Annotated in this window: 21 protein-coding genes; 15 read left to right on the top strand and 6 right to left on the bottom strand. The window is 33.6% G+C overall.

Annotated features, from left to right (window positions below; translation table 11 throughout):
• Positions 1–7 precede the first annotated feature (7 nt).
• Positions 8–895: a GLPGLI family protein gene (locus ACOOWA_RS07890; RefSeq protein WP_421374384.1), complete on the top strand. Its 888-nt coding sequence runs from the start codon at positions 8–10 to the stop codon at positions 893–895.
• A 66-nt stretch (positions 896–961) separates the two neighbouring features.
• On the top strand, positions 962–1,210 hold the full coding sequence (locus ACOOWA_RS07885; RefSeq protein ID WP_421374382.1) for a hypothetical protein: 249 nt from the start codon (positions 962–964) through the stop codon (positions 1,208–1,210).
• 74 nt (positions 1,211–1,284) lie between these two features.
• Here ACOOWA_RS07885 and ACOOWA_RS07880 read toward each other — a convergent pair whose 3' ends face one another.
• From ACOOWA_RS07880 to ACOOWA_RS07865, 4 genes are all read right to left on the bottom strand, one after another.
• A complete protein-coding gene (locus tag ACOOWA_RS07880; RefSeq protein ID WP_421374380.1) occupies positions 1,285–3,141 on the bottom strand; it encodes a PDZ domain-containing protein in 1,857 nt (618 codons plus the stop codon).
• A 121-nt stretch (positions 3,142–3,262) separates the two neighbouring features.
• Positions 3,263–4,894: a M1 family metallopeptidase gene (locus tag ACOOWA_RS07875; protein ID WP_421374378.1), complete on the bottom strand. Its 1,632-nt coding sequence runs from the start codon at positions 4,892–4,894 to the stop codon at positions 3,263–3,265.
• A 261-nt stretch (positions 4,895–5,155) separates the two neighbouring features.
• Complete coding sequence (gene tatC, locus ACOOWA_RS07870) at positions 5,156–5,983, bottom strand: twin-arginine translocase subunit TatC (RefSeq protein WP_421374376.1); 828 nt, start codon at positions 5,981–5,983, stop codon at positions 5,156–5,158.
• A gap of 131 nt (positions 5,984–6,114) precedes the next feature.
• On the bottom strand, positions 6,115–7,074 hold the full coding sequence (locus ACOOWA_RS07865; protein ID WP_421374374.1) for a KpsF/GutQ family sugar-phosphate isomerase: 960 nt from the start codon (positions 7,072–7,074) through the stop codon (positions 6,115–6,117).
• Between the two features lie 147 nt (positions 7,075–7,221).
• Between ACOOWA_RS07865 and recQ the strand changes: the two genes are divergently transcribed.
• The 13 genes from recQ (at position 7,222) to ACOOWA_RS07800 (ending at position 22,264) form a co-directional block, all read left to right on the top strand.
• Positions 7,222–9,426 carry a DNA helicase RecQ gene (recQ, locus tag ACOOWA_RS07860; protein ID WP_421374373.1) on the top strand — a complete coding sequence of 735 codons (2,205 nt, stop codon included), beginning with the start codon at positions 7,222–7,224 and terminating at the stop codon, positions 9,424–9,426.
• Between the two features lie 18 nt (positions 9,427–9,444).
• A complete protein-coding gene (locus ACOOWA_RS07855) occupies positions 9,445–9,693 on the top strand; it encodes a hypothetical protein (RefSeq protein WP_421374372.1) in 249 nt (82 codons plus the stop codon).
• Entirely contained in the window at positions 9,681–10,004 is a 324-nt protein-coding gene (locus ACOOWA_RS07850) for a hypothetical protein (protein ID WP_421374371.1), read from the top strand. The genes ACOOWA_RS07855 and ACOOWA_RS07850 overlap by 13 nt, the downstream gene beginning before the upstream one ends.
• Before the next feature lie 34 nt (positions 10,005–10,038).
• Positions 10,039–11,124 (top strand): glycosyltransferase, encoded by a 1,086-nt coding sequence (locus ACOOWA_RS07845; RefSeq protein WP_421374370.1) that lies wholly within the window; start codon positions 10,039–10,041, stop codon positions 11,122–11,124.
• Between the two features lie 236 nt (positions 11,125–11,360).
• Entirely contained in the window at positions 11,361–11,711 is a 351-nt protein-coding gene (locus ACOOWA_RS07840; protein ID WP_421374369.1) for a hypothetical protein, read from the top strand.
• 233 nt (positions 11,712–11,944) lie between these two features.
• Positions 11,945–13,348, top strand: coding sequence for a dihydrolipoyl dehydrogenase (lpdA, locus tag ACOOWA_RS07835; RefSeq protein ID WP_421374368.1), 1,404 nt, complete (start codon positions 11,945–11,947; stop codon positions 13,346–13,348).
• Between the two features lie 199 nt (positions 13,349–13,547).
• On the top strand, positions 13,548–14,420 hold the full coding sequence (locus ACOOWA_RS07830) for a DUF4476 domain-containing protein (protein ID WP_421374367.1): 873 nt from the start codon (positions 13,548–13,550) through the stop codon (positions 14,418–14,420).
• A 5-nt stretch (positions 14,421–14,425) separates the two neighbouring features.
• Complete coding sequence (locus ACOOWA_RS07825; protein WP_421374365.1) at positions 14,426–14,911, top strand: hypothetical protein; 486 nt, start codon at positions 14,426–14,428, stop codon at positions 14,909–14,911.
• 82 nt (positions 14,912–14,993) lie between these two features.
• Entirely contained in the window at positions 14,994–15,818 is an 825-nt protein-coding gene (locus ACOOWA_RS07820; RefSeq protein ID WP_421374364.1) for a S1 RNA-binding domain-containing protein, read from the top strand.
• A 150-nt stretch (positions 15,819–15,968) separates the two neighbouring features.
• Positions 15,969–16,562 carry a TetR/AcrR family transcriptional regulator gene (locus ACOOWA_RS07815; RefSeq protein WP_421374363.1) on the top strand — a complete coding sequence of 198 codons (594 nt, stop codon included), beginning with the start codon at positions 15,969–15,971 and terminating at the stop codon, positions 16,560–16,562.
• An 87-nt stretch (positions 16,563–16,649) separates the two neighbouring features.
• Positions 16,650–18,002, top strand: coding sequence for a TolC family protein (locus tag ACOOWA_RS07810; protein WP_421374362.1), 1,353 nt, complete (start codon positions 16,650–16,652; stop codon positions 18,000–18,002).
• 5 nt (positions 18,003–18,007) lie between these two features.
• On the top strand, positions 18,008–19,069 hold the full coding sequence (locus ACOOWA_RS07805) for an efflux RND transporter periplasmic adaptor subunit (RefSeq protein ID WP_421374360.1): 1,062 nt from the start codon (positions 18,008–18,010) through the stop codon (positions 19,067–19,069).
• Between the two features lie 6 nt (positions 19,070–19,075).
• Complete coding sequence (locus ACOOWA_RS07800; protein WP_421374359.1) at positions 19,076–22,264, top strand: efflux RND transporter permease subunit; 3,189 nt, start codon at positions 19,076–19,078, stop codon at positions 22,262–22,264.
• A gap of 172 nt (positions 22,265–22,436) precedes the next feature.
• Here ACOOWA_RS07800 and ACOOWA_RS07795 read toward each other — a convergent pair whose 3' ends face one another.
• Entirely contained in the window at positions 22,437–22,883 is a 447-nt protein-coding gene (locus tag ACOOWA_RS07795; RefSeq protein WP_421374358.1) for a KTSC domain-containing protein, read from the bottom strand.
• 135 nt (positions 22,884–23,018) lie between these two features.
• The gene (locus ACOOWA_RS07790) at positions 23,019–23,678 is read right to left on the bottom strand and encodes a hypothetical protein (RefSeq protein ID WP_421374357.1); all 660 of its coding nucleotides are present in this window, start codon (positions 23,676–23,678) and stop codon (positions 23,019–23,021) included.
• Positions 23,679–23,856: the final 178 nt, after the last annotated feature.

Genomic DNA, 23,856 nt, shown 5'->3' with positions numbered 1-23,856 from the left:
AAACACTATGAAAACAATTTTAAATGTAAGCTTTTTACTTTTATCAGTACTAATTTTTTCGCAGACCAATCGTTTCTTTTACGATTATAAGTTTGTACCGGATTCCACCGACAAGGCTAAAGTAATGAATGCTGTAATGCTTTTAGATATCGATAAAAATGGCTCAAAATATTATAGTCGGGAGAAATTTGTATCCGATTCTACGATGAAAGCCGATATTACAAAACAAATGCAAGGAGGTTTCGGAAACGTTAACATTAAGAGAAGCAATAAACCGGGAATAATTTATACAAGTGTTACAAAGTCTTATCCTGATTATAAAGTATTGCTTTCAGAAAAAATAGGACAAACAGGTTACAAAATAGTAGAAGATCAAAAACCGGAGTGGAAAATTCTTGCTGATAAACAAAAAATAGGAGAGTACAATACTCAGAAAGCCACGACAAGTTTTGGAGGAAGAGATTGGATTGCTTGGTTTAGTATAGATATTCCGTTTCAGGATGGACCTTACAAATTCTACGGATTACCAGGTTTAATCGTGAAATTGGAAGATAAAACAGGTTCTCACATCATGACTTTGGTTGGAAATAAAAAAACAGAGGCAAGTACGGTTGAAGAACTTAAACTAGGTAACGTAATAACTTTTGGAATAGATGATAAAGATATTGAAGTCAGCAAAAAGCAATTCAAAAAAGTGTGGAAAGATTATCTGGCAGATCCTACAAAAGATATGAAGCAGAGAATGAGTACACTTCCTGCAGGTGCTGTAGTAAAAATGAAAAATGCAGATGGCAGAGATATCGACATGAATGAAATGTACAAGAACATGGAAAAAAATGCCAGAGAAGGTTTTAAAAAGAATAACAATCCTATTGAACCAGAATTATTTAAATAAAATAGTATTTAATATTGTACTTATTTTTATATTTGTTAAATACTAAATTTTAAAAAATATAAAACAATGAAAAAAATTATTTTATTTTTAGCTATTGGAGCTATGGGATTAGTTAGTGCTTCTAACGGAAAATTAATAAATAAAAAAGAGCAAAAAAAATTAAAAGCATTGAAAACTGTGTGTGTTACGGTAACCGTAAATAACCCCTATAATGGAAACTCAGCATCGGCAACAAGTTGTGCTGAAACTTATCAACAAGCTTTTCATCAAGCGACAGTACAAGCCCTTCAAGCTTCAGATGCAATGGAACCTTAAATTATTTCTATTAAAGCAATCAACAAAAAATGCGGGAAAAATTTTCTCCGCATTTTTTTTAAAAATAATTTAGTTTACTTTTTTCCAGTTAACCACTGATCCTGAAGTTTCTGTTCAGCAGGTGTAGGATTGGCTTTAAAATGAAGCGTTTCTACAGTCATTTTGTCTAAAATTGCTTTTCCTTTCAACTCAATTTTATCTTCTTTATCGCCGTTTTTACGTAGAACCGTCACTGTTACATCTTGTCCGTTTTTAATCGACTGAGCGTAACCAATAAATTCCTGAGCGTTTTGAATATTGATTGTCTTTCCATCTAAAGCAAGAACTTCATCTGTAATTTTAAAACCAATACTTTTTGAGAACGGTGAAAGTGCCGAGCTTTCATCAAAAACAAATGTTTTATTTTTTTCGTTATATCCTGTTTGTGCAGGATCTTTAATAAACCAAAACATGGGCGGAGTATCCTGTTTATTGATTTCAACACCTACTTCTTTCAGATATTCAGCATAAGGAGTAGGATTGCTTCCTGCAATGTATTTGTTGTAAAAATCTTTTACCTGAGGAAACCCTGTGATCGTTACCAATTCGTCAATCAGTTTATCATCTTTAAAGGGTTTGTTTTCACCAAATCTCTGAGACAGTTTTCTGATCATATCACGATAACCCATTTCTCCGTTTGATAATTTTCTCAGTTCAATATCAAGACACATCGCCAAAAGAGTTCCTTTTTCGTAAACATTTCTATACTGATCTTTATATTTATCCTGAAGAATATTTTTACTCATTACCGTAAACGGCATGGTATCGTCATAGCTTTTAGAGTTTTTTATTTTATCGCTGATTCTCTGCAAAAACTGATCTTTGGTAATCAGCCCTTCCTGGATCTGAAATAAATTGGCAAAATACTCCGTTCCGCCTTCGTACATCCAAAGATGTTGTGACATTTTCGGATCTGCATAATCAAAATAATGAATTTCTTCAGAATGTGTTTTTAAAGGATTTACCGTATGGAAAAACTCGTGAGAAACTACATCTACAATCGCTTCATCAATGGTTTCTTTCGGCATCATTTCGTGTAGGACAACACTCGTAGATTCATGATGTTCCAAAGCTCCGAAACCTTTTATCTGCGGACCTTGAGTTCCTGCGAGATAAAGCATGATGGCATATTTCTTATTGGTATTCATGTCACCCAAAAATTTCTTCTGAGCCACCACCATTTTCTCTAAATTTTCTTTAAAATCTGCCGCTTTATATTTTCCTGTCGGAGAATAAACGCCTAAAACCAAATCCATTCCGCCTGCATTGAAAGTAATGTAATCAGGTTTTGAATACATTAATGGAGAGTCTGTCAGTTTAGCATAATTTGCCAGGGTAAAAGTATCTGTTGCATCAGATTTATCCTGGTCTACCAAAGCGGTTGTTCCATAAAAATCATTCGGTTTCTGAATCACCAACTGATAAGGGACATCCTGCATATTATCAATATAACCAACAAAACCATGCGTATTGATTAGATAAACTTTTCCTTCTTCAATATCAGTTCCGGAAGGAGAAAATACAGCTTTGTGTTTTTGAGTTTCGTTTTCTTCATCAAAACTGTCGTTGACGAAATAGGTGATTTTGGTTAAAGCTTTTGCATTTTTTAATGAATACGTATTGTCATTTACTTTGGTAAAAGCGATTTCTTTTCCTTTATTGTCTAAAAACTTTATTCCTTCTACAAACCTTCCGTAATCATCCACAGAATAAGTTCCGGGAACGGTTTTAGGAAAGTGAAATTTTACGTCATTAGATTTCATTTTCGGAAATTCCATGCTAACGGCTACTTTATCGTCTTTTACGTTTACCAAGTCAATATTGGTTTTAATCGACTGAGCCTGAACGAAAGCTACTGCCAGAATTCCTAAACTTATTGCTATTTTTTTCATTAGGTTTAATTTATAGATAAGTAGTTGATTTTAAATTGAATTTGTTACAAATCGAACTGTAATTTATTCCTAAATTTTAGTTAATAAAAAGCAAAACCAAATTGATTTTGCTCTTAAGATTTTAATTAATTTTTTTATATCTGATATAATAATTCCTGCTAAACTCTATTGGTTTTGAATTAGTTAGATTCAGAGTCTGCCAGTTTTCATTCGGAGAAATAGTCTGATCACCCAATCTTATCGGAAGATTTAAATTCTTCACTCCATTTACATAGCGATATTTTAATTCAGCTCCATTTTGAGAATATTCTAAAACCGGAACATCAACCGTTCTTAAATATTGATTAAAAATACTGGAGAAATCAAATCCGGCTTTTTCAGAAATATATTTTTCTATTTGTTCGGTAGTAACCGTTTGATGATAAAAATCTTTATTCAAACCTCTTAAAATTTCCCTGAATTTAGCATCATCATTGATAATCTGTCGCATAGTGTGAATCATACTTGCACCTTTTGCATACATATCGCCACTTCCTTCATTTCTTACCCCATATTTCCCGATAATCGGAACATCGTTTAAAATATTGTGCTGGATTCCCTGCGCATAAATATCTGCAGATTTTTTATCGATATAATTTTCGGTAAAAAGAACTTCAGAATAATTGGTAAACGATTCATGAATCCACATATCTGCCTGATCTTTTGCGGTAATATTATTCGCAAACCATTCATGCCCGCTTTCGTGAATAATGATGAAATCCCACTTTAAACCAACTCCTGTTTCTGAAAGGTCTTTTCCTAAGTATCCGTTCTGATAACCGTTTCCGTAGGCAACATTACTTTGATGTTCCATTCCTAAATGGGGAGATTCTACCAGTTTATAAGAATCTTCGTAAAAAGGATACGGACCAAACCAATATTCAAAAGATTTCATCATTGGTTTTATCTGCTGAAACTGTTTTTTTGCTTTATCTAAATTATAGTCCAAAACCCAATAATCAAGATCTAATTTCCCTTTTAAACCGTCATAAGAATCTTTAAAATTTACATATTTTCCAATGCTCGGAATGATGGAATAGGCATTGATAGGATTTTTAACTTGCCAGGTAAAAATATTCTTATTATTTTCTGTTTTCTGGCTAATTAATCTTCCATTTCCAACTCCGACTAAATTTTTAGGCGTAATTATTTTCATCAAAATTCCGGAATCTGGCTCATCGCTCCAGATATCTTTTGTAGGAAGCCAGACTGATGCACCAATTCCTTCATCTGCAACGCTCATCCAAGGATTTCCTTTTTCATCGGATTTAAAAATCCATCCTCCGTCCCAAGGTGCATTTTTAGCAATAATAGGATTTCCGGAATAAGTCACATCAATCGTATATTTTTCTCCTTTCTTAAAAGATTTATTGGCTGAAATAAAAATGAAATCACCGTCTCTTTTAAAGTTTCCCATCGTAGGAAAACTGCATTGAACTTTATCAGCGCTCATTGGCTGCTGCAAATCAATCTGAAAAACAGGACTTTTTATGTTTTTGGTAATTTCAAAACTGATAATATTGTTTCCTTTAATACTTTTCTGTTCGAAATCCGGTTCAACAGACAAATCATACTTTTTCACATCCCAAAAATCACGGAATTTGGTATTTGAGCCTTTTAAAGTATCCTGTTTGGTAAATGTTTTATTCTGTTCGAAAAACTGACCGAAAGCAAGACCGGAAATCAATAATAGTGAGTATGAAAATTTTTTCATAATGAAATTTGAATTGTGTCAAAATTAAAGAATATTATTAAGATTGATTAATTTTTAATATGAATGTCCGCAATTGGTAATAATTTAGTTTTAAGAGTTTGTTTGTCATCTTATGTTTGATAACATAGGATGACAAAATGAATGCTGATTTTAGAGTTATGATTAAAAAACGTATTCATAATTTTTAATAAGCATTCTGAAAAGAAGCGGCGCAAAAATCAAAGATTTTTGCGCCGCTTTATGCTATATAATTAATTAAAATTAATTCTGAACTTTTGCTAAGGCTGCTTCACGTTTTTGCACTTTTCTAAATGTATAACCGCACATCACAATGCTGAATTCATACAATAACAACAACGGTAAGGCCGCCATCATCATACTCAAAACATCTGCAGGAGTAATAATTGCTGCAACAACCATAATTAAAACAATGGCGTGTCTTCTGTAAGTCTTCATGAATTTCGGATTCAAAATTCCGATATTTGTTAAGAAATAAATCAAAACCGGGAATAAAAATACAACTCCCATTCCTAAAACAACCTGCAAAAATAAAGTAGTGTAATCACTTAAATCGTACAGCGGAATAATAATGTCTGAAATTTTAAAAATGACTCCAAAGTTCACAGCAAATGGTAAAATAAGGAAATATCCGCACAAAACTCCGGTCATAAATAAAATCCAAACCGAATTGATAACGAAGATTGAGTTTTTTCTTTCATTCGGATGGAGAGCAGGACCGATAAATCTCCATAATTCCCAAACAATATACGGAAAAGCAGCAACAATTCCACCGAAAATAGAAACAGCCATCATCACATTAAACTGCTGATATAATCTCTGAACACGCACCGGAAATTCATCTGGTAAAGTGATGCTGTCTTCACCCAAAATCCATTGTGAGAACTCATTCACCAGTTTGAATGTAGGGAAATCATTTCGTGTAGGACCAAAAAAGATATGATCCATAATCCAGTTAATGTTGAAACCAACAAGAACTGCCGCCACAATAATTGCTATAATAGAACGGATCAAATGTCCTCTCAGTTCGCCAATATGTCCCCAAAAAGACATGTCTTTTTCTTCGCTCACAGATAATTTTTTAAAGTTTCAAATGTATGGAAAAGTTTCTTTATGCCGGAAGTTTTTAGATTCATCTTAAAATCACAAATTCAAGTTTATTCTTTTTTCAATTTAACTTAAACCTAAATTTTAGCCTCAACTTAATTAATTCCTTCATCCAATAATTTATGCAGATCAATAATTCCAAAATATTTTCCGTTCTCTATTACGATTAATTGTCCGATGTTATTATCTTTCAGAATTTTCATTGCTTCTTTTGCTAAAGCATCTTTTTCAACAGTTTTCGGGTTTGCAGACATAATGTCTTTTGCCAAAATGGTAGAAATATCATCACCATTAAGAAGCATTCTCCGTAAGTCTCCGTCGGTAATAACGCCGATAATCTTATCTTCTTTTGTTACAACGGTAATTCCGTGGCTTGATGAACTGATAGAAATAATCACATCCCGTATCGAAGAATCTTCTGTAACCTGTGGTTTTTGTGAAGAAACAAACTGCTCCACTCGAGCCGTTAAATTTTTACCCAAACTTCCACCCGGATGAAATTTGGCAAAATCATTTTCTTTAAAATCGTTCAATTCCATTAAACAAATTGCTAAAGCGTCTCCCAAAGCCATTTGATTAGTTGTGGAACTTGTCGGAGCCAATTTATTCGGACAAGCCTCTAAATCTACATATGTATCTAAAATTACATCAGACAATTCTGCTAATTTACTTTTACGGTTTCCCGTCATTGCAATTAAGGCGGAAGAATAATCTTTTAAATAAGAAACCAGATTGATAATCTCCGGTGAATTACCGGAATTTGAAATGCACAAAACGATATCCTGCTTTTGAATGACTCCCAAATCTCCGTGAATTGCTTCTGAAGCATGCAAAAACTGTGAAGGCGTTCCTGTAGAATTTAAAGTGGCAACAATCTTATTTCCTACGTGAGCAGATTTTCCTATTCCTACAACGATTAATTTTCCGGTTGCAGAATGAATGATTTCTACGGCTTTTACAAATTCGTCTGAAATTCTTTCTTTTAATTTTTCCAGTTCAGAAATTTCTATGGTCAGTGTGCTTTTCGCAATTGAGATAATGTTGTCTCTTTCCATTTTTTAAATCGTGATTAGAATACAAAACATCAAAGATTTCAATTTATATTCAATATAAATATAAGGGTTAAAAAAATCTATTACTTTTATTTTAAGTAAAAATTATTTATCTTTGGATAAGATGCAAATTTAGCAATACAAAATTAGATGAGCGCAAAAAAAGCCAATTTATCAGGCGAATTAAAAAAATACTTCGGATTTTCAACCTTCAAAGGACAACAGGAAGAGATCATTAATAATCTCTTGAATGGAAAAGATATTTTTGTTCTGATGCCTACAGGAGGAGGTAAATCTCTTTGTTATCAGCTTCCGGCCCTTATTTCTGAGGGAACTGCGATTGTCGTTTCACCGCTTATTGCACTGATGAAAAATCAGGTAGATGCTGTAAACGGACTTTCTTCGGAAACAGGTATTGCCCATGTTCTGAATTCTTCACTCAATAAAACCCAGACTAAACAGGTTTTTGATGATATAAAAAGCGGAAAAACAAAACTTTTGTATGTTGCTCCGGAATCTTTAATTAAAGAAGATTATCTTGAATTTTTAAAAGATGTTAAAATATCATTCTTTGCAATCGACGAGGCGCATTGTATTTCAGAGTGGGGACATGATTTCAGACCTGAATATAGAAATTTAAAGCAGATTATCGATAAAATTGCGGATGTTCCTGTGATTGCTTTAACAGCAACGGCAACTCCGAAAGTGCAGGATGATATTCAAAAAACTTTAGGAATGACAAATGCTTTGGTTTTTAAAGAAAGTTTTAACAGGGCTAATTTATTTTACGAAGTAACTCCGAAAGTTAATATTGACAAAGAAATTGTAAAGTTTATCAATAAAAACAAAGGTAAATCTGGGATTGTATATTGTTTAAGCCGAAGAAAAGTGGAAGAATTTGCACAGCTTCTTCAGGTAAACGGAATCAACGCACTTCCTTATCATGCAGGTCTTGACCAGAAAGTAAGGGTTGCCAATCAGGATAAATTTTTGATGGAAGAAGCCGACGTAATTGTTGCCACAATCGCTTTTGGGATGGGAATTGATAAACCGGATGTACGTTTTGTCATTCACTATGATTTCCCGAAATCTTTAGAAAGTTATTATCAGGAGACCGGTCGCGCAGGTAGAGATGGTGGAGAAGGCTACTGCTTGGCTTTCTATGATCCTAAAGATATTGAAAAATTAGAAAAATTTTTAGCTCAAAAACCTGTTTCCGAAAGAGAAATCGGCTTACAGCTTTTAAATGAGGTAGTTGGTTATGCCGAAACTTCAATGAGCCGAAGACAGTATATTTTATATTATTTCGGGGAAATTTTCGATCCGGTAAATGGTGAAGGAGCCAAAATGTGTGATAATGCTGCAAACCCGCCAAAATTAAAAGATGCTTCAGAAGATTTGAAAAAAGCATTAGAATTAATAAAGGAAACTCAAGAAAAATTTAAGTCTAAAGATTTGATTTCTGTAATTGTAGGAAAAGAAAATGCAGTCACTAAATCCTATAAGATGGAGCAAAGTTCTTTTTTTGGTTTTGGAAAATCTGAAAAAGACAATTATTGGAAAACAATTTTAAGACAGGCGACGGTTCAGAATTTTTTACAGAAAGATATTGAAACCTACGGTGTTTTAAAGATCTCACCAAAAGGTCAACAGGTTTTAGACAATACCTATAAGGAAAGTTTTTTAATTGCTGAAGATCGTGAATTTGATTTGTCCCAAACAAAAGCGGAAAGCGATCAGGTGCAGCAACAATCTGGTGGAGGTTTAGATCAAAATCTGTTCGTACTTTTAAAAGAACTAAGAAAAAAAGTCGCAAAGAAACATGGTATTCCGCCTTACACAGTTTTTATGGATCCGAGTCTGGAAGATATGACGGTGCAATATCCTATTACTGTTGAAGAAATTGCGAAAGTTTATGGTGTAGGTGAAGGAAAATCTAAAAAATACGGTAAAGAATTTGCAGAATTTATCGCAAAATATGTTGAAGACAATAATATAGAACGTACTCAGGATATGGTTTTGAAAAATGTGGCTAATAAATCGAGTCACAAAGTTTTCATTATTCAGAGTACCGACAAAAAAATCGATCTTGAAGATATTGCAAGAGCCAAAAATCTTTCGATGAACGATTTGCTGAAAGAAATGGAACGTATTGTTTATCAGGGAACTAAATTAAATATCAATTATTATATTGAAGATAATTTTGATGAAGATATTGTAGATGGTTTCATGGAATTTATGAATGAATCTGAAAGCGACAGCATGAAAGTTTTGCTGGATGAATTTGGGGACGAATTGTCTGACGAAGAAGTAAGAATGTTGCGAATTAAATTTATCAGTGACGTTGCGAATTAATTTATCAGTTAAATCGAAATGGAAAATCCAATAACAGAAGCAAAAAAAGAACTCATCCAATGGATAAAAGGGATGAATGAGTTTGATGATCTTGCAGATTTACTTGAATTGAAAGAAAAAATGATTTCGGAAAATAAAATTGCAGAGCCTCAAACAGAATATGCTGTAAAAGATGATTTTGATGAGAGGTTTGCAAAAGGAATTCCGCATGATGAAATGAGGAGAAGAACGAATGAGTTTATTAGGAATTTACCTTGGAAGAAGTAATCGTTTATAAAGATAGATTTGAAAGTGAAATAGACAATCTGCTTGAAGTTTTATTCATAAATGAATACTTTGGTTTTGAGGATTCTGCTTTGACTTATGTGGAGAAAATTTATGATTTTATTAAAAATAATATTTCAAAACCAATCAGCAAAAATTCACCTTTATACTATCAAAAGTTTGGTAAAAAATTTATCAGGTATAAAGCAAATAATACTACATCTTGGTATATTTTTTTCGATCAAAGAGACAATAAATTCTTAGTAAATCATATTATCAACAATCATTCTCAAGATTTTCCTGAGTTGTTTTAAAATGACTAAATTTATCATTAATTAGTTTTTCAGGATGAATAAGAAAATTTCTGTCATGTTTATTCTGCCGGATTTGGAAACCGGAGGTGCAGAAAGAATCGTTACTACCATCGCAAATCATCTCTCACGAGATCGCTTTGAACCTAAGATTTTGCTTCTTCGCAAACAGGGAGGCTACCTGAATTTACTTAAAAAAGACGTTGAGATTATCGATTTGAATATCGAGCGGATAAGAAATTCTCTAAAACCCATTCTTTCACAAATTTATCGCAGAAAACCGGATATTGTTTTCTCAGGATTTGGTGAAGTGAATGCTTATTTGTCTTTATTTATCAAGCTTTTTCCGAGAATTAAATTTATTGCAAGAGAAACCAATGTTGTTTCTGAGCATGTTACCAGAAAAGAAATAAAATTTTTCTATAACTTCTACAATAATTATCAGCAGATTATTGCACAAAGTGACGATATGATGAATGATTTGGTGAGCAATTTTAATATTAAAAAACATAAAATCACGAAAATTAATAATCCTGTAGATTTTGATTTTATTAATGAAAAACTTTTAATTTCTACTAAGCCAGAAAGTTTTAAATATAACTATAAAAACGTCGTTGCAATAGGAAATTTATCGGCACGAAAGGGTTTTGATAATTTGCTGAAAGTTTTTTCCAGACTTAAAAATGAAAAAATTATCCTTCATATTTTAGGAGATGGAAGAGATCGTGAAATTCTTTATCAGATGAAAGAATTTTTAGATTTGAAACAGGTTGTTTTTCATGGAAGACAGGAGAATCCGTATCAGTTTTTAAAGTTTGCTGATCTTTTTATTCTTTCCTCACGTTATGAAGGTTTCCCGAACGTTTTGTTGGAAGCCGGAGCTTGCGGAACGTATTCTTTAGTCAATAACTGTAAAGGCGGAATCAATGAAATCATTCAGCACAATACCAACGGAGAAATTGCAGATATTGAAAATCCTGAAGATTTCTCACAAAAAATTCTTACCCTTATTCATCGTGATTACGATTCAGATTCTATTAAAAACTCTATAAAATCGAGGTTTTCAAAAGAAATTATTTTAGATAGATATGAGAAAATTTTGCTGGATTTGATGCAAAAATAAAACCTTTTTAGCGTTAGGAAGTTGTTTTTATTTGTATATACAAATTATCGGTATGTTTGTCATTCCGTAGGAATCTAAATTACTTTATTTTAGCATGTTGAGATTCCTACAGAATGACAAAAGAACTGAATATTTTTTCTAAACACAAATTTAGCTGATGTAATTATCTTGAGCTGTAAAACTTTATATTTCCTTAAATTTGCACCTCAATTTTATTTATAATCAATAATTCATTCATGAAAAAACTTCCAAAATTGGGTTGTGCCTGTGAAAAGCATGACTTGATTGAATCTGAATATAGAACTTCAATAATAGGAACCGATTTTACTGATGGCAGAAATGCTGAAGTAAGCATCATCCAGTGCAGACTTTGCCAAAGAATTTGGCTTAAATATTCTGCTGAGTCTGAAACATCTCCGGAATTAAGCAGATGGTTTAAAGGAATTATCGCTAAAAAAGAAGTTGCAGAAATGAAACCTGAAAATGCTGTTGAATATTTAGAAAACCTTCCCTGGTATATTTGTGGAGGAAGCTTTTATGAAAATAAAGAAGCTTTCGGAGAAGGAAAACTGAATCTTAATTTGTGAAAAGGTTGGAAGATGGAAGTCAAAATTATAGGAAATATTCTCAATAATTTAGACTTCCATCTTCAAACTCCCATCTTCCAGCTTAATAAATATTCTCAATCAATCAAACTTCTATCGTCCAACTTGCAAATTCCCGCTTATCAAAACTTGACAAAACTCACTTTGTGGCGTGGTAATTAATCAGTAAATTTGTAATAATTAATCAATTGAATAATAAATAAATTAAATATAAAATGAGTCAATTTGATGTTACCGTAATCGGTTCCGGTCCTGGAGGTTATGTAGCTGCAATTCGCGCTGCACAATTGGGTTTCAAAACAGCAATTATTGAAAAATATTCTACGTTGGGAGGAACTTGTCTTAACGTTGGATGTATTCCTTCAAAAGCACTTTTAGACAGTTCTGAACACTTCGAAAACGCAAAGCATAATTTTGAAAGTCACGGAATTATCATTAACGAGCCACAAGCAGACATCGCAAGAATGATTGCAAGAAAAAATGAAGTGGTAGAACAAACTACTAAAGGAATTAATTTCCTGATGGATAAAAACAAAATCACTGTCTTTGAAGGTCTTGGAAGTTTCGAATCTGCAACTCAGATTAAAGTGACTAAAAACGACGGTTCTTCAGAATCGATTGAATCTAAATATACAATTATTGCAACAGGTTCTAAACCTTCATCTTTGCCTTTCATCACTTTAGATAAAGAAAGAGTGATTACTTCTACCGAGGCTTTAAATCTAAAAGAAATTCCTAAGCATTTGGTTGTAATCGGAGGTGGAGTTATCGGTCTTGAGTTAGGTTCAGTTTACTTAAGATTAGGTTCTCAGGTTACTGTTGTTGAATTTATGGATAAAATCATTCCGACAATGGACGGAGCTTTAAGCAAAGAATTGACTAAAGTTCTTAAAAAGCAAGGAATGAAGTTTATGCTTTCTACAGCGGTTTCTGCAGTGGAAAGAAACGGAGATTCTGTGAAAATTACTGCTAAAGATAAAAAAGGAGAAGAAGTTACGGTTGAAGGAGATTACTGTTTAGTTTCTGTTGGAAGAAGACCTTATACAGACGGACTGGCTCTTGAAAAAGCTGGTGTAGAATTAGACGAAAGAGGAAGAATCAAAACCAACGATCATTTACAAACCAACGTTACAAATATTTACGCAATCGGTGATGTAATTAAAGGAGCAATGTTGGCTCACAAAGCTGAAGAAGAGGGCGTTTTTGTTGCTGAAACTTTAGCCGGACAAAAACCTCACATCAACTATAACCTAATTCCTGGAGTTGTTTACACTTGGCCGGAAGTTGCCGGAGTTGGTAAAACTGAAGAGCAATTGAAAGAAGAAGGTGTTGCTTACAAAATCGGAACTTTTCCAATGAGAGCTTTAGGAAGAAGCCGAGCAAGTGGAGATGTTGATGGTTTGGTGAAAATTATCGCTGACGAAAAAACAGATGAAGTCCTTGGTTTTCATATGATTGGAGCAAGAGCTGCAGATTTGGTTGCAGAAGGAGTTATTGCAATGGAATTCCGTGCAAGTGCAGAAGACATCGCTAGAAGTTCTCATGCTCACCCAACTTATGCAGAAGCTGTTAAAGAAGCTGCTTTGGATGCTACAGGAAAAAGAGCGCTTCATATGTAAGAATTAAATAAGAGTAGAAAGAGCCAATTTTGGCAGAAATATAAAGAGAAGTTCCGGCTTCTCTTTTTTTGTTTGAATTTCCCTTTGATTCTGTATTTTATATAAAGTTAAACGGATTAAATTTATATTTTAATTTAGTTAAAATTACCAATTTATGGCATGAAAATAGAGCTCGAATTCACTATAAAATGAAAACATTATGAAAAGAATATTTACTATATGTGCTGTTTTATCCGGTCTGTTATTTTTTGCACAAGAAGCTGGAAAAGCAGGTGAACTTTTGAGAAATGAAGCCTCAAAAAATGAAATGGGAACTTCAAATGAGAAAAGACAGAGTTCAAAAGAAGATAATTCTCGTAATTCAGGATTTAGAAATCAAAATAATCAAAATAGTCAATACAGAAGACCGACGAATCCAAATTATCAATGGAATCAGAATTATGGGTATGCAGAAGTTTTTCTCAGAATTCCTGAGCAAGGATATTTTAGCGTGGAATTAGGAAATCAAGTGATTGCAAATAATTCCGGGAAATATCGATTTTTTGATCTTCCGTCTGGAAGAATTCCGATTGTGATTTATGATAACGGATATTTAGTATACAGAGCTACTTTGAATGTTAGAAATAACAGCAGATTGGTGCTTGATTTTTTCACAAACGAAGGTCTTTATTTATTAGATTCTTATCCGATTCAAAACGATTATTATGGTTTTAATAACTGGAATGATGTGTGGAATAATCCATACGGAAATTCAGGAAACTATGGTACTATCAATTATCCGAATGTGATGGATCAGCAGACGTTCCAGCAATTTATGTCTGCAATGAAAAAAGATGCATGGTTTGATGATAAGAAAATAGCTTTTATTAATCAACAAGGTCGTCATGCGATGTTTACTTCAGATCAGATCGCTGTTTTGGTAAAAGATTTAAGTTTTGACAAGAATAAAATTTCTTTAGCTAAATTATTATTTTCAAAATGTGTCGACAAACAAAAATATTTTGTGGTTGGAGATGCATTGGATTTTGAAAGCAGCCGACGGGATTTAATGGATTTTATATCTAAAAATTGATAATCATGAAGAAGTTGATTCCATTTTTGCTGATTGTCTTTTCCGGATTATTATTTGGACAAAATATTGAATCGGTAAAAAAGACCGTTCAAAGTATTAATCAGGCTAAAGGATTTGAAATTAAAAAAGTTCCGTATTCATATTTTATGGATAAATCTGAAGTATCTGATAACGGAATTGAGCTAAAAGGTTTCTACAAAAATGGAAAACTCAGGAAAATGGAATATTTCGTTGGATTATCAGTTTGGAATATTATTACAGAATATTTCTTTTCCGAAAATGGGAAACTGGTTTTTGTTCATTCTAAAAAATATCAGACAGTTAATGAAAATGGTTATTTAGAAAAACCTCAGCTTTTATCTGAATTAAGATGTTATTATGAGAAAAATAAACTCATTAAAACTGTCGGAAATATCCACGATATACCAAAAACTGACTATATAAAAGACTCTCAGAAATTCATTCATGATTTGAAAAATTGTAAAAATTAAATTGAGCTAAAATTCCTCCAAATCAAAATTCCTCCAACTCTCAAACTAAATTCCTTACCTTTGCAGCCTAAATTTATCATTGATGCACATCGGAAAAACCCAAACTTTAAAAATTTCAGAAAAAAATCATTCAGGATGGATGCTTACAGACGATTCTGGTGAAACAGCTTTTATGTCTAAAGTCTTTATTCGTGAAGAAAAAGAAATTGGCGACGAATTGGAAGTTTTCGTTTATCAGGACGATAACAAATTGAAAGCAACGACCGAAACTCCTTTGGCAGAAGTGGGTGAATTTGCTGTGATGACCTGTGTGCAAAGTCTTCCGAGTGGTGCTTTTATGGATTGGGGAATTATTAAAGATCTTTTTATTCCGTACAAACAGCAGAAGACAAAAATTATTGAAGGGAAAAGATATTTGGTCAATCTTTACATTGATGAAGATTTAAAATTAATTACCGGAACGACCAAGTTTAAGAGAAATCCACAATATCAGGATTTACCTTTCCAGAATGGGGATAAAGTTGAATTACTAATGATGAACGAAAGTGAATTGGGCTGGAATGTGATCATTAATAAAAAATATATCGGGCTGATTTATGCCACAGATGTTTACAAAAAGCTGTATCCGCTATCTGAAGAAGAGGGCTATATAAAAGAAATTCGTGAAGACGGAAAAATTGATGTTTCTCTTCAACCTGTAGGTTTTGAAAATATTGACGAGTTCAGGCAGAGAATCCTTAACAAGTTAGAAGAAAATTTCGGGTTGCTCCATCTTTCAGATAAATCTACACCTGAAGAAATTAAGGATGAGTTGCAAATGAGCAAGAAAAACTTTAAAAAAGCTTTAGGAGGCTTATACAAAGATAAAGTAGTTGATATTTTAGAAGATAAGATAAGATTAGTTTAAATAACCCTCTCAAATAAAACTGAAATCCCGAACAAATTGTTTGGGATTTTTTTTGTGATTAATATCATAAAAAAACTATTAATTATTTTGTTTAACAATTTTGTCAAAACAAATGATTGATATATATTTGCACAAAATTGTTTAACAAAAATGTCAAAACAAGAAAAAAAAGATCAAACCCAAGAATTAATCAAGCAGACTGCAAAGAATCTTTTCTTTGTGCAGGGTAAGTTTGATGCTACAACGCAGGAAATAGCTGATGAAGCCGGTGTCAACAGAACACTTATTAATTACTATTTCAGATCCAGAGATAATCTGATCCAGATTATTTTTGATGAAGCCCACCGAGTAGAAAAAGAAAAATCTGAATTAATCATGAATTCAGATCTTCCTTTCAAAGAGAAAATTGCCAATTTTATAGATGGCAGTTTACAGACAAGCCTCCAATATCCTTATTTGGAGACTTATATTGTTTCTCAAATCAATAAAGGGAGCTGTCATAAAAGAGATGTAGAAGAAGAAGAGCTAAAAAAGCTGTACGCAGACATCGAAAAAGAAATGGAATTGGGAAACATCGAGAAGATGGCACCTGTACAGTTTGTACTCAATATGATTTCACTTTTAGTATTTCCAAGCGCGGTGCGTCCTCTTTTTTTGGAAAATATGATGATTGATGATAAAGAGTTTGACAGATTGATTGCAGACAGAAAAGATATTATCTTGAATATGCTTTTTAAAAAATAATTAAAACTGTTAAAGTAATTTAAGAAATGAATCGTCCTTTAGAGATAAAAGATAAACACAATAAAAAAATAAACGAAGTATAAAATTATGAACAGAAAACGTATAACTGCTAAAAAGCTCAAAATTGGTGTAGCTGCAGCATTTATGATGTTAGCCTCTTCATCAGCTTATGCGCAACAACAGATTACTCTGCAGGAAGCTATTAAACAAGCGTTGCAAAATAAAGCTGAAGCCAAAAAAGCGGCTTTACAGATTAAAAAAGCGGAATACAAGATTGCTGAAGCAAGAGCAGGTGCATTACCACAAGTGAGTGCTACTGCAGGTTTGACTTATAACCCGATTATTCAGGAGTCATTGTTAGAATTTGGAGGTCAGAGAATTCGTGCACAATTGGGACAGCCTTGGAGCTCAAATGCGGTAGTAACCGTAAATCAGGCAATTTTTGACCAAAGAGTTTTTACAGGTCTTAAAGCTGCAAAATCTACAAGAGAATTTTATGTTTTAAATGCTCAGCTTTCAAACGAACAGATTATTGAGAATGTTGCAACGGCTTATTATCAGGTTTTTGTACAGGAAGAAAATCTTAAAACATTAAATGTAAGTTACACCAATACCGAAAAAGTAAGAAATGTAATTAAAAGTTTGGTTGAAAACGGTTTGGCAAAAGGTATTGATTTAGACAGAACCAACGTTCAGTTAACGAATATCAGTGCAAGCAGACAACAGTTGGTAAATGCGGTTGGACTTTCAAAAAATTCTTTGAAATTTTATATGGGAGTTCCTATCCAAAATGAAATCGAGCTTGAAGAAAAATCTATCGAACCTAGACCTGAACTGATCGCGGGAACTGTAGATTTAGATACAAGAACTGAAGTGAAAGTTTTACAGAAAAACAGAGAACTTTTGCAATACAATAAAAAAGCAACTGAAGCATACCTTTATCCGACAGTTGGTTTACAGGCAAATTATGGTTGGGGCGGACAAGGTGCTAAATTTCCTTTAACAAACGGAATTAATAACGGTGTTCTTTGGAGTGATTATTCTGCGATTGGTCTAAATGTAAACATTCCGATTTTCACGGGAGGTGCCACAAAAGCGAAAATTCAACAAGCTCAAATTGATATTTTAGACATTGACCAGGATATTGAAAATACACAGCTGAGCTTAAGTTTAGAATATAAAAATGCTATTACCAATATGGAAAATGCCATTATCAATATCGAAAGTATGAAAGGCAATGTAACATTAGCTGAAAAAGTTCAGAGAGATACTCAAGCTAATTATCAGTACGGTTTGGCAACATTAACGGAAGTTTTAGATTCTGAAAATGCGTTAACAGATGCAAAGCAGAATTATACCACTGCATTATTAGATTATAAACAGGCTGAAATTAAATTAATAAAAGCGAAAGGAGAGCTTAATACTTTACAAAACCCATAATTGAAATGAAAAAAACTTTAATATATATCATCGTAGCTGCCGTACTTGTTGGTTTGGCCGCTTGGAAAATTTCCGATAACAAAAAGAAACAGGATACTGAGGTAAAAGAGGTGGCAAAACAGGTTGACAAAATCAACGTGAATGTAATCACAGTTTCCAGAGAAAATATTGACACCGATTATTCTGCAAACGGAACTTTTATCCCAAAACAGGAATCGAATCAGTCTTCTGAGATTTCAGGACGTATAGTGAGCGTTTTGGTAAAAGAAGGTTCAAGAGTAGGAGCGGGGCAGGTTTTAGCAACAATTAAAAGAGATGCCATTGAAGTAGATGTCACTCAGGCTCAAAATAACTTGCAAAATGCAATTGCAGACAATCAACGTTATGAAAATGCTTTTAAAACAGGAGGTGTCACTAAGCAGCAGTTAGATAACTCAAGACTTCAGCTAAAAAATATGCAGGCTGCAGTAAGAGCTCAAAGCGTTAAAATTAACGACACAAGCATCAGAGCAGGAATCAGCGGAACCATCAACAAAAAAATGGTTGAGCCGGGAATGGTGGTTGCTCCTGGAACCGCTTTATTCGAAATCGTAAATATCAATAGCTTAAAACTTTCAGTACTGGTTGACGAAAGCCAGATCGGAAGAATTCAGCTGGGTCAGGAAGTGGCAATCAATGTGAATGTTTTGCCGGATGATTCTTTCAGTGGTAGAATTACATTTATTGCTCCTAAAAGTGATGCATCTTTAAATTTCCCGGTTGAAATTGAAGTTCAAAACAGAGGAAATCTTAAAGCCGGAATGTATGCAACAGCATTATTTAAAACAAATAATGGTGCTGAAACTCAGAATATGTTAACCGTTCCTGCAGAAGCTTTTGTAAACGGAGTAAGTTCAGGACAGTTGTTTATCGTGAACAATGGAACTGCTAAAATGATTAAAGTTCAAACCGGAAAAGTATACGGAGATAAAGTTCAAATCCTGAGCGGATTAAATGGTGGTGAACAGGTTATTACCAGTGGACAGATCAACCTTGATAACGGTTCAAAAATCAATATCGTAAAGTAAGAGAAGATGAAGTTAGCAGAAATATCCATTAAAAGACCATCCCTTGTCATCGTACTTTTTACGATTTTGACGTTGGGAGGTTTATTAAGCTACTCCATGATGGGGTACGAATTGATTCCGAAGTTTGAAACCAATATGGTAACCATTTCTACGGTTTATCCGGGAGCTTCACCTGCTGAGGTGGAAACATCAGTAACCCGAAAGATTGAAGACGCGGTAGGTTCTCTGGAAAATGTAAAAAAAGTAGAATCTTCTTCTTACGAAAGTTTATCGGTGATCATGGTTCAGCTGAATACGGGAGCCGATGTAAATTATGCGTTGAATGATGCTCAGAGAAAGGTAAATGCTATTTTGGCAGACCTTCCGGACGATGCAGACCCGCCTTCATTACAGAAATTCTCTTTAGATGATCTACCGATCATGACGTTGAGTATTTCAAGTGACAAACTGAATAATAAAGATCTGTACGACCTTTTAGATAAGAAAATAGAACCCATCTTTTCCCGTGTAAACGGCGTTGCCCAGGTTGATCTTGTAGGAGGACAGGAAAGAGAGATTCAGGTAAATTTAGATGAAAAGAAATTACAGGGTTACGGTCTGTCGATTGCAGATGTACAGCAGGCAATTCTTTCTTCCAACTTAGATTTCCCGACTGGAGCTTTGAAAACCAGAACATCACGTTCTACCATCAGACTTTCCGGAAAATACAGAGATATTGCTGAGATGAACAGTCTTGTGGTTTCAAATAAAAGTGGAGCGCAGGTTCGTTTATCAGATATTGCGACGGTTTTCGATACTCAAAAAGATATTGAGAAAGTAGCAAGATACAATCAGAATTCAACGATTTTACTTCAGGTTAAAAAACAGTCTGATGCAAACGCTGTATCGGTTTCGGAGCTGGTTAAAAAAACGATTGGCGATGTTCAGAATAATTATAAAACTCAGGCAATAAAAATCAATATTGTAGATGATACAACAGATTTTACACTTGAAGCAGCAGATCACGTAATTTTCGATTTATTTTTGGCAATTATTTTGGTGGCTGTGGTGATGTTGTTGTTCCTTCACAACATCAGGAATGCATTTATTGTAATGGTTTCGATCCCGATGTCTTTGATTGCAACTGTTATCGGGATGTATTTAATGGGATACACACTAAACTTGATGAGTTTATTAGGCCTTTCATTGGTAGTTGGTATTCTGGTGGATGATGCGATTGTGGTTCTGGAGAACGTTTACCGTCACATGGAAATGGGAAAAAGCAGAATTCGTGCAGCCTACGATGGTGCTTCAGAAATCGGGTTTACTGTAACAGCAATTACTTTGGTAATCGTGGTGGTATTCTTACCGATTGCAATGAGTTCAGGTTTGGTAGCCGACATCTTAGCGCAGTTCTGCGTCACCGTAGTTATTGCAACAATGTTCTCATTATTGGCTTCATTTACTATTATTCCATGGTTATCTTCAAGATTCGGAAAACTGGTGCATTTAACAGGAAAAAATCCTTTTGAGAAATTCATCCTTTGGTTTGAAAAGCAGTTGGATAAATTTACACACTGGATAACAGGAATTCTGGAGTGGGCTTTAAAAACTACTTTAAGAAGAGTAATGACGGTGATAGTAACTTTTATTATTTTGATTTCTTCTTTCATGTTGGTAGCATTCGGATTTATCGGTGGTGAATTCTTCCCTAAAATGGACAGAGGTCAATTCCTTGTTCAGATGGAATTACCAAAAGATGCATCTGTGGAAAAAACAAATCAGATTACTTTAGCAGTTGAAAAATATTTGAGAGCAGACAAAGATGTCGTAGATATGATTACAACAGTTGGTCAGCAATCTTCAGGTTTTGGTGGAGCTCAGGCAACTTTATACCAATCGGAAATCCAGGTAATTTTAGTTGATAAATCTGAACGTAACGAAAGCACAGACATAAAATCTGCTAAAATCAAGAGAGCTTTAGAAGAGAAATTCACTGGAGTTGAGTTTAAAACAGCGCCAATCGGTTTAATGGGAGCAGACAATGCACCCATCGAATTGGTTGTAACCGCTCAGGATAATGCAACGGCAAACAAAGAAGCAAACAGAATTCTTGAATTGCTTAAAAAAGTTCCTGGTTCTGTAGATGCTGAATTATCAACCGACTCCGGAAGCCCGGAAGTTCAGGTAAATATTGACAGAGATAAAATGTCTTCTTTAGGTTTAAATCTTTCAAGTGTAGGACAAACGATGCAGACTGCATTTAGTGGAAATACAGATGGAAAATTCAGAGCCGGAGAATATGAATATGATATCAACATCCGTTTTGGAGATGCCAACAGACAATCGATTGATGACGTTAGAAACTTAATGTTTACTAATCCTCAAGGCGAACAGATCAGACTGAGCCAATTTGCAGATGTGAAAATGGGTTCTGGACCAAGTTTATTGGAACGTAGAGATAAAGCACCTTCTGTAAAAGTAAAATCTAAAGTTGTAGGTCGTCCTGTAGGTGATGTTGCTAATGAATGGGCAGCGCAATTTATGGACAATGAAAAAACAAAACCTGCCGGAGTAAGCTACATCTGGAGTGGTGACATGGAAAATCAGACTGAAGGTTTCGGTACATTAGGAATTGCTTTATTGGCAGCTATAGTATTGGTTTATCTGGTAATGGTTTCTTTATATGACTCCTTTGTTTATCCTTTCGTGGTATTATTTTCAATTCCATTGGCATTGATCGGGGTAATGGTAATTCTTGCAATCACAGGAAATTCATTAAATATCTTTACCATGTTGGGGATGATTATGTTGATTGGTTTGGTAGCAAAGAATGCGATTATGATTGTCGACTTTGCCAATATGAGAAAAGCAGCCGGCGCAAATACTCATGATGCTTTGATTCAGGCAAATCATGCTCGTCTTCGTCCGATTTTGATGACAACGATTGCGATGATTTTCGGGATGATTCCGATTGCGATTGCAAAAGGAGCAGGAGCAGAGATGAATAATGGGTTGGCTTGGGTAATTATCGGTGGTTTGACATCATCATTATTCCTGACGCTGATCATCGTACCCGTGGTGTACTCACTCTTCGATTCAATTTTGAAAAGAATGGGTAAAAATGAAAAACCAGATTATGATGCTGAAATGAAAGCTGATTACGAACATAAAGAACTAAGTGAAGACGGTTACACACCGAAACACGTAGACTAATATAACAACCTTTAATTAACCGAGAAAGCGTATCAGAAATGATACGCTTTTTTGTATTCTTAAAATTGGTGACTGAGGCTCTCGAAGTCATCAATTTCAAGAATAAACTGCATCCAATAAAAAAGGCTTTCAGAATGAACTGAAAGCCTTTGCTTATCTTGTATTTGGAGAATTAATCTGCCATCACTTCACCCGACTTTCTGTAGATGAAATTTCCGTAGATATGTCTTCTTGCAAAACGGCTTGCAGAATCTGCATTGACCATTTTGATGTATGTATTTCTTGGAACACCGATGTACTCAAACATTTTTCCGTTCAGATGCTGAACTTTCAGAATAGATTTCTCCAAATAAAAATCTGTAATGATTGATGTAGTAATGGTCTCCGTGTATTCTTCTTTGTATTTTTCCTGTGTTTCGGGGTTGATGCTTACCAAAAAATGATAGGCTTCAATCACAGATTTACTTTTCTCTTCTGCTTCAAGTTTCCCTTCCTCATCGTTCACAAATTTATCAGGATGTGTATCTTTCATAACATTTCTGTAAATCGTTTTTAAATCTTTCAAAGTAGCAGTATTGTCCACCTCAAGAAGTTTTCTGTAATCGCCTATTTTTTTCATAACGGATAATCCTTATTTCGGGGTGCAAAATTAAGGTTTTTAATTGAGAAAGTTGTAATGTTTTGACTATTAATTTGTTTGAAATAAAAAAGAGATCATTAAAATTAAATTTTGACGAAGATTATTAATGCTAATTTAATTACTGATTAGTTCTTCGTTAACAATTTTTATAATTTTTCCAGTACCAATTATCTGTAATACTTCAAGTAATTTAAAATTCATACCTACTTTTAATTTTCCTCGAAAGTACTCTTTAGATAGAATATCAATTTCTGCGTTTACATTATCCCCAGGAAAAACGTAATTTGCTCCAATAAAAATTTGACGAGCAGAAGTTTGGTAATTATCGAAATTGAACATTAATTGACATCTGTAATCACTCATAACATAATTTTTTCTTCCGCCTTCAATTTCTTTTTTTAAATGAATTTCAGCTATAAAATCACATTTTGAATTTTTAGTTTCCAATTTATTTTCGTGAAAATATTCGTAAGCGTAACCTTCCAAATCTCCACTTTCAGAAATTAAATTGTTTTCTTCATCATAAATTTTAAAAGATTCTTGTGAATTTCCAATACTTGCCGACCCATCCAGACCGAGCAGGATAGTATAAAATGTATCATTTAAAAGATGCGAAAATATTTTTTTTAATTTTTCAGTTTCAATCTCATTTAAATTTAAATCTTTAATCTTAGATGAAACAACACTTCGATTCTGAGAATCAATATCAAAACTTAAATTAAGAAGATTTTGTTTCTGTAAATAGAAATTTTTTACGAATTCTTCTGTAGACATAATTATTTTTATCCTTATCCTTATCCTTATCCTTATCCTTGTCCGTAATTTGTAATAATTTAATTTTTAGCTCCATTTTTGTCATTCTTAAAGAATCTCATCACGTTGAAATAAAATGATTTAGATTCCTTCGGAAAGACAAAAAGACTGTAGATTTTTCGTATTATGATTAAAAACG

Origin of the sequence: Chryseobacterium sp. GP-SGM7 (assembly GCF_049166575.1) — a bacterium.
GTDB lineage: Bacteria > Bacteroidota > Bacteroidia > Flavobacteriales > Weeksellaceae > Chryseobacterium.
The sequence above is the reverse complement of the archived record's forward strand: the minus strand, read 5'-3'. Positions and strand labels throughout refer to the sequence as shown.